We start from the raw sequence: 2,565 nt of genomic DNA, 5'->3' as shown, positions 1-2,565 counted from the left end.
CTAATTGATAGATAGGGGAGTTTGAAGGGAAAGAATACCCCATCCCTGCGACGGGCTTGAAGTTACCGTAAGAATAGTGGAGCCTTAATAATAAAGTTTTAACCCTTTTGCTCATAGCCGACCAACCATAAAGGCTCCACTATTCTAAGGTTTCGTCTCCGGGGATGAATTTCCCTTGGCCGTAGGCCACGCTAAGCGAACAAATATCTAAGGTAATCGACCGGTCTTCCCCAAAGCCTCTAAATATTCCGATAGATTTAGACCCGCATTGTCTGCCATCTTTTTTAGGCCATCCCAAGCAGCATCGGTTGTTCTGACTGTATGCGACTTTTTTGCCTCCCCATGCATTGGAGGTCTTCCAGATCTTTTTCCCATGTTGTTGACATCCGTATTCTCAGAAGCTATAATTAATATAGCATGAACAAAGAGGTCGAATTATGCAACTGGGATACGTCTATAAATTAAAGCCAAACCGACAACAAGAGGCCACAATGAATAAGTGGCTTGATATGTTGATATCGCAGTATAACTACCTCTTGAGAGACAGAAATGAATCTTATGATCAGGCGAAAGCTCCAAGATTAGGTAATTATTGTGACCTAAAAAGTGGTGGGGAGGCGTGCCCACTGACCTGTTCTGTAAGTAAAAATTACTCTGTAGGCTATCCCTGGAAAAATAGTCATAAAAATCCAAGAAGGAGTGCATACGAGGCTCAAAGCTCAAGTCTTCCTACTCTTAAGAAGCAGCGACCCTGGTATAAAAAAATCAACTCAACAGTCTTGCAACAGACCTTGAGGCAATTAGATGTTGCTTTTTCCAAATTCTTCAAAGGAGAAACTGGATACCCAAGACCCAAGAGAAGGTCACGATTCAGAAGTTTTAAATATGCCCCTGGTCAAGTCAAGTTAAATGGGGACAACATATATCTCCCAGGGATTGGCTGGATGAGGTTTCATAATTCTCGCCCTATCCCTGATGGATTCAATATAAAATCTGTTACTGTTCGACGGAAGGCTCGTGGATGGTTTGTAAGTCTTCAAATCGAAGATAAGTCAATACCAACCCAGTCAGTAAAAGGGAAGGATGAGATTAGTCCTCAGAAGGTTAAGGGTTGTGACCTGGGAATCAATAAGCTGGTCAGTATTTCTAGCGGAAAAACAATAGCCAACCCAGCTAAACAAAAATTTTTTAGGCGCAGAGAAAGACGTCTGAAATTGAGGCAGAAAGCAGCTAGTAGGAAAAAGAAAGGGTCTAAGAACAGAGGAAAGTCTTATGCTGAAGTAGCCTCACTCCATGAGCGTATTACAAATAAGCGTACTGCTTATCACTGGGATGTTGCTAATCAATTAGTTGATGGTACAGATGCCTTGGTATTCGAGGATTTGAACATTAAGGCAATGAAATCTCGCTCTCTACCTAAGCCTAATGAAAATGGTGGCTATGAACGCAATGGACAATCAGCAAAAAAGCGATGCAGCGCGGTCTTGGGGAGGCAGTGCGGTCTTGGGGGTTCCCCCCATGAGCAACTGCCGTGGTTTCCCCCATGAGCGACTGCATCAAGACGAGGGCTGAATCGCTCAATCTCTAATGCAGCTTGGGGAGAACTGGTGAAAAAGATTGAAGTCGTGGCTGCGAAGTCAGGCATTCCAGTAATAAAATAAATCCCAAGCACACATCTCAAAGGTGTCCAAAATGTCATCACATCAGTAAGGAAAACAGAAAAAAGGAAAAGTTTGTCTGTACCAACTGTGGTTATTACGATGACGCTGATGTAAATGGTGCAGTAAACATAAGACTGCGGGGTCTTAAAAAACTGGGAATTGACCCCTAGAGACGAAACCTTAGAACAAGGCAGCCTTATTACAACAACCTAGAACCTTTTACGCATAACCCTTTAACTATAAAGGCTGCCTTGTTCTTACGGTAACTTTAAACTCAGCTACCTCCGGTGCGGGGGGAAGTTACGCCCATGGAGATAACAGTCTCTTAGAGATTGTGCCTGGGAATCCCCATCCTCTTAGGTTGGGGAGGTTCAATTTAGCTTCCGAATCGCTCCGTTGGTACCGGAAGGAAAAGTATTAGCAGTAGATATTCAGCCAGAAATGATCGACGTCATTGACTTTTTAACAGAAGATAACAATGTTAATAACGTCGAGACAATATTAGGAAGTTTAACTAACCCTAAACTTCCTGAAAATAGTATTGATTTAGCCTTAATGGTAGATGTTTACCATGAGCTTGAATATCCCCGAGAAATGATGAAATGGATTGTTAAAGCTCTCAAGCCAAAGGGAAGAGTTGTGCTGGTGGAATATCGAAAATAAAACCCACTTATTCCTATTAAAGGTTTGCATAAAATGACTCAGAACCAGGTAAAAAAAGAAATGAAAGCCGTGAATTTAATTTGGCAAGAAACTAATAATGATTTACCCAGCCAACATTTGATGGTTTTTCAATTTAGTGACAAGTCATTATAGCAGTTTTTAATTTGTTTAAGTACTTTTATCCTGGGTTTTAGGGAGCAGGGAGTAGGGAGTAGGCAGTAGGCGGTGGTAAGACATCATA

Annotated in this window: 3 protein-coding genes and 1 pseudogene; 3 read left to right on the top strand and 1 reads right to left on the bottom strand. The window is 41.9% G+C overall.

Annotated elements, in window-relative coordinates; genetic code table 11:
* Window positions 1–207: 207 nt before the first annotated feature.
* Window positions 208–375 (bottom strand): hypothetical protein, encoded by a 168-nt coding sequence (locus F6K49_RS40600; RefSeq protein ID WP_293106556.1) that lies wholly within the window; start codon window positions 373–375, stop codon window positions 208–210.
* Between the two features lie 62 nt (window positions 376–437).
* On the opposite strand from F6K49_RS40600, the gene F6K49_RS40595 reads away from it, so the two are divergent.
* The 3 genes and pseudogenes from F6K49_RS40595 to F6K49_RS53860 all read left to right on the top strand — a co-directional run.
* On the top strand, window positions 438–1,547 hold the full coding sequence (locus F6K49_RS40595; protein ID WP_293106553.1) for a transposase: 1,110 nt from the start codon (window positions 438–440) through the stop codon (window positions 1,545–1,547).
* A 110-nt stretch (window positions 1,548–1,657) separates the two neighbouring features.
* The gene (locus F6K49_RS53865) at window positions 1,658–1,831 is read left to right on the top strand and encodes a zinc ribbon domain-containing protein (RefSeq protein WP_366514293.1); all 174 of its coding nucleotides are present in this window, start codon (window positions 1,658–1,660) and stop codon (window positions 1,829–1,831) included.
* Between the two features lie 208 nt (window positions 1,832–2,039).
* Window positions 2,040–2,324, top strand: a pseudogene (locus F6K49_RS53860) (class I SAM-dependent methyltransferase); the annotation flags it as partial.
* Window positions 2,325–2,565: the final 241 nt, after the last annotated feature.

Source organism: Moorena sp. SIO3I6 (assembly GCF_010672095.1).
This window is presented reverse-complemented; position numbering and strand designations above follow the sequence as displayed.